Genomic DNA, 4,450 nt, shown 5'->3' with positions numbered 1-4,450 from the left:
AGGCGCGACCTGCGGCCGGCGGCCACGAGCAGCTGCTCGGCCTCGTACGTCGTGTCGCCGCAGGTCACGGCGAACCGGGTGCCGTCGTGGTCGACCCGGTCGATCGTGATGCCGGCATGCACGGCGATGCCCTCGGACTCGAAGACCCTGGCCAGCAGCTCCGACGACTCCGGCTCCTCCGGCGCGAGGATGCGCGGCGCGACCTCCAGCACCGTGACCTCGGTGTCGAAGCGCGCGTACGCCTGCGCCAGCTCGAGGCCGATCGCGCCACCGCCGATCACGATCAGCGACGCCGGCGCCTGCTCGGCCTGGAGCGCCTCGCGGTTGGTCCAGAACGGCGTGTCCGCAAGGCCCGGGATCGGCGGGATCGACGCGGTGGTGCCGGTGTTGAGCACGACGCCCTTCGAGGCGACGTACGTCTCGCCGGCGACCTCGACCGTACGGTCACCGGCGAGACGGCCGTGTCCCCGTACGAGCGTCGCGCCGGCGGCCGTGATCCGGTCGGCCGCGACGGTGTCGTCCCAGTTGTCGGTGGCCTCCTCGCGGATGCGCTTGGCGACGACGGAGAAGTCCGGCGTGACGGAGGCGCTGCCGGACAGCGTGGCGATCCGTCGCGCCTCGGCCAGCAGGTTGGCGGCGCGGATGAACATCTTGGACGGGATGCAGCCCCAGTAAGGACATTCGCCACCGACGAGCTCGGCCTCGACCGCGACGACGGCGAGGCCCGCCTTCGCGAGCCGCGCGACGAGCGCTTCGCCCCCGGGACCGAGTCCGACAACGACGACATCACACTCGTGAGCACTCATGGGCCCATCCTCTGACATGCCGACCACCGCGGGCCAGAGAACCCATCGGCGAATTCACCCACGCATCGGACGTTGCGTGGCTACGCTGCGCTGCATGGAGGCCGTGCCGGCGACTGACGACGATCGACGCGGGGCGTTCGACGAGCTCAAGGAGCTGCTGTCCAGCGGGCGGATCGACGCCGCGGAGTTCGCCAGCCGATCCTCGAAGATCGCGGACGCCACGACACTGTCGGAGCTCGCCGCCCTGGTGACGGACCACGGCCGCGCCCCGGTCTCGCGGACGACGGCGAAACAGTCGTTCGGAACGGTCGTGGGCGACGCCATCACGAGCCCGGAGCTGGGCCGCTCCCTCGGGCGCTTCGCCATGGCGTTCAGCCTGCGCCGGGTGATCCTCTGGGTGATCGGCCTGGCCCTCGCGGGCGGCACGGCATACGCGACGTCGTGGTTCGGCGTCGACACCGGCACGGGCGGCCCGTCCACCCCGGCCGGGACCGCGGGCGTGACCCAGACGACCGTGGCGGCGCCGGCGCATCCCGAGCTGCTGTCCCCCAACGGGTTCGCCAAGCTCCGCGACGACATGCGCGCCGAGATCGGCAGCACCCGCTACCTCAGCGCCGTGATCTATCCGGACTACGCGACGATCGAGGTCCCCATCACCGGCGACCCCACCCACTCACGGCGCTGGTTCTACAACGGCAGCTTCCCCTACAACCCGATCGAGAGTCCTCGCCGGGCCGGCTCCACGTCGGCTGACCTGCGCAGCGTCAACATTGCGAAGCTGGATCGCGCGATCCGGCACGCACCCTCGCAGCTCAACGTGAAGGACGCGGACCGGACCTACCTGATCTTCGACAGCCGCTCGGGTCGCAACCTCATGTCGGTGTACGTCGCGAACTCCGCGAACGCCTCCGGCTACTGGTCCATGGAGCTCGACGGCACGACGGTCAGGAAGCTCAAGGCCCCGTGATGCCTAGCGCGCCAGCATCCTGCGGGGGTTGATGACGCCGGAGCCCGACCTCGTGTCGTAGCCCTGTGCGCCGATGTCGTCCGCCGTCGACTGGATGAGGGATCGCACGGTCGCCTGCCTCGCGGCCGAACCGAGCTGGGCAATCTTGAGTGCTGCCGCAGCGGCCGCGTGCGGTGCCGCCATCGACGTCCCGGAGAGGGTGCAATAGTGCGCGGGGCAGCCGAGCGACGGGTTGGGGCTCACCGACATCGTCGACAAGATGGCACTGCCGGGCGCCGACACGTCGACCCAGTTGCCGCAGCTGGAGTAGGACGCGACGCCACCCGCGGAGGTGATCGCAGCGACCCCGAGCACCCCGTCATAGGCAGCCGGATAGGCGCGCGGCGACCCGAGCAGACCACAACCGCTGTTGCCCGCTGCGCCCACGACGACCACGTTCTTGGAGATCGCGTACGCCACAGCGGTCCGCCCAGCGGTGTCGCTACGGGTGGACGACAGCGAGAGGTTGATGACCTTGGCGCCGCGGTCGACCGCCCACACGATGCCCTTCGCGACGTTCGCGGAGTCGCCGACGCCATCTCGGTCGAGCACGCGTACGGGCAGGATCCGGGTGTTCGGTGCGAGTCCCGCGATGCCGCGCCCGTTGTTGGCAATCGCGGTGATGATCCCGGCGACGTGCGTGCCGTGACCGTTGTGATCCGTCGCTGACGTCCCCGGCGCCACGTAGTCCCGCCCGGCCAGGAGGTGACCCGTGAGGTCGGGGTGCTCGAGCCGCACGCCCGTGTCGATCACCGCGACGACGACGCCACGGCCGGTCGACGTCTTCCACACCGTCTCGGCGCCGAGCCGCGTGAGCGCCCACTGCTTCGAGCGAAGCGGGTCGTTCGAGAGGTCGATGCTCACCTTGTGGGCCATGTCGACCCCGATCGTGGATGCCTTCTTGAGTCCCGAGATGATCAGACCTAGCGCGTCCGAGCGGCTGGACGCCACGGCGGTGGTGATCCTGGGCGCCCCCGAGGTGCGGGTCGTCGTGACGACCTTGAGCGGATCACCCGGCGCGGCGGTCGCCAGGATCTGCGTCGCCGTGCGGCGGAGGGTCTCATCGACGCCAGACAGGGGGTCGTCCGAGGCGTCCGCACCCGACGTACTCGCGGCGACCACGGTCACCCCCAACATCGCCGTGGCAAGAGTCCGTCCGATATGCCTGTGCACCACAGTCACCCTTTCGTCCCCCAGTTGAACAACGCGCCCGGCAGGTCGGGGGTTACGTGATCGGGGGCGCCCACCGGGTGGAAGCGTGAACCGGCGGGCCGCGAGCGCCTGTCCGCCTCCACGGATTCCGCCCGGCAGGTGCGCCAGTCCCGATATCGTGCTCGACATGGTGGCCACCCGAGCGAGTGACGCCGACCGCGAGAGCTGCCTCGAGGACATCCAGGCCGCGTACGTGGACGGGCGCATCAACGACGCAGAGCGTGAGTCGCGCACGCATGCGGCGCTGCAGGCGACGACCCTCTCGGAGCTCGCTGCCCTCGTCGCCGACCTCGGACCGGCCGCCACGCTGCCGAAGAAGGTCGCCAGGGTTCTCTCCCCCAAGACCGGCGCCGCCACGAGTGGCGCGCTGTCGAAGCGCTTCCTGCGCGGCCTGCTGGTGGTGACTCTCGTCGCGGCGGTGATCGCCGTGGCGCTCTGGATCTCGGCGGCCGGCGACGACGACAGGGACCGTTCAGCTCCGGCACCGACGCCGGAGCAGGAGGTCCCCAAGGACCGGCTCGAGCTGCACACCGCGGCGGGCTTCGAGAAGCTCGTCGCCCTGACGAAGGCGAAGTTCGGCACCACGATCGTCGACTCCGCCGCGATCTATCCCGACTACGCCAGCATCGAGGTCGTCCTCAAGGACGACGATCGGCGCGCCGAGAACTGGTACTTCGCCAAGGGATTCGAGGGGGAGCCGAGCAAGGGCACCCGCCCGCCCGGTGCTGCGACGATCGACCTCGCGGCGGTCGACCCCGCGGCGTACGCCAGGGCGATCAAGCGATCGCCGGCTGTGCTGGGGGTCGAGGACGTCACCTCGACGTACGTCGTGATCCACGACTCCGGCGGTGAGCCGTCGTTCTCGGTCTACGTCAGGAACGACTACAGCGAGAACGGCTACTGGACGTTCTCGCTGGATGGCAAGGAGCTCCGCCGCTACGCGTTCGAGTGAGTCTTGGGGAGCGGCCGGGGGTGCGGGTCGCGCCAGCGAACGACGCTGTAGGCCAGCAGGCTCCAGGCTGCCAGGGCTGATGCCCACAAGCCGATCGCGGTGCCCCACCCGGGGGCGGGAAGCCGTGGTCCGAACCCGACGCTGAGAATCGAGAACTCGGGGATCTCGGGACTGACCCACCAGACGAAGCCGAGGGCCACGAGCCACACTCCCCCGAGGAAGCTGAGGAAGATCCGGGGCCAGGTCGCGACGCCGTACTTGGCCGCGTCGACGGCCTTGTGTCGCAGGGGATCGAGGATCCTCTGCGCCCACACGTGGCGGCGCGACAACAGCGCGACACCGGCCACGACGATCAGCATGCCCGGCCCGGGAAGGGGCATCAACACGAGACCCAGCGGGATGAGCGCCCAGCCCAAAATCTCCACGCCAAGGCGTTCGAACCAGCTCTTCAACGAGGTCCCGGCGCCCATGGGG

Annotated in this window: 5 protein-coding genes; 2 read left to right on the top strand and 3 right to left on the bottom strand. The window is 70.0% G+C overall.

What is annotated here, in order from left to right; genetic code table 11:
• Positions 1-806: FAD-dependent oxidoreductase (locus V6M46_RS18915; RefSeq protein WP_332667976.1), on the bottom strand; the 806-nt coding region annotated here is incomplete at its 3' end.
• A 94-nt stretch (positions 807-900) separates the two neighbouring features.
• On the opposite strand from V6M46_RS18915, the gene V6M46_RS18910 reads away from it, so the two are divergent.
• Entirely contained in the window at positions 901-1,773 is an 873-nt protein-coding gene (locus V6M46_RS18910) for a DUF1707 SHOCT-like domain-containing protein (protein WP_332667973.1), read from the top strand.
• Positions 1,774-1,776: 3 nt separating this feature from the next.
• On the opposite strand, the gene V6M46_RS18905 is transcribed toward V6M46_RS18910, so the two are convergent.
• A complete protein-coding gene (locus V6M46_RS18905; protein WP_332667971.1) occupies positions 1,777-2,940 on the bottom strand; it encodes a S8 family serine peptidase in 1,164 nt (387 codons plus the stop codon).
• Positions 2,941-3,151: 211 nt separating this feature from the next.
• Between V6M46_RS18905 and V6M46_RS18900 the strand changes: the two genes are divergently transcribed.
• Positions 3,152-3,976, top strand: a complete 825-nt coding sequence (locus V6M46_RS18900) for a DUF1707 SHOCT-like domain-containing protein (RefSeq protein ID WP_332667969.1) — start codon at positions 3,152-3,154, stop codon at positions 3,974-3,976.
• Here V6M46_RS18900 and V6M46_RS18895 read toward each other — a convergent pair.
• On the bottom strand, positions 3,961-4,450 hold a 490-nt coding region (locus V6M46_RS18895; protein WP_332667967.1), incomplete at its 5' end, for a PGPGW domain-containing protein. The genes V6M46_RS18900 and V6M46_RS18895 overlap by 16 nt on opposite strands.

Source organism: Aeromicrobium sp., from assembly GCF_036676885.1.
GTDB lineage: Bacteria > Actinomycetota > Actinomycetes > Propionibacteriales > Nocardioidaceae > Aeromicrobium.
Note: the sequence above shows the minus strand (reverse complement) of the source record. Positions and strands in the feature narration are given on the sequence as shown.

Excerpts from the sequence above, each read along its gene's own strand:
- V6M46_RS18910 (WP_332667973.1), top strand. The coding sequence starts at position 901 with ATGGAGGCCGTGCCGGCGACTGACGACGATCGACGCGGGGCGTTCGAC.
- V6M46_RS18900 (WP_332667969.1), top strand. The coding sequence starts at position 3,152 with ATGGTGGCCACCCGAGCGAGTGACGCCGACCGCGAGAGCTGCCTCGAG.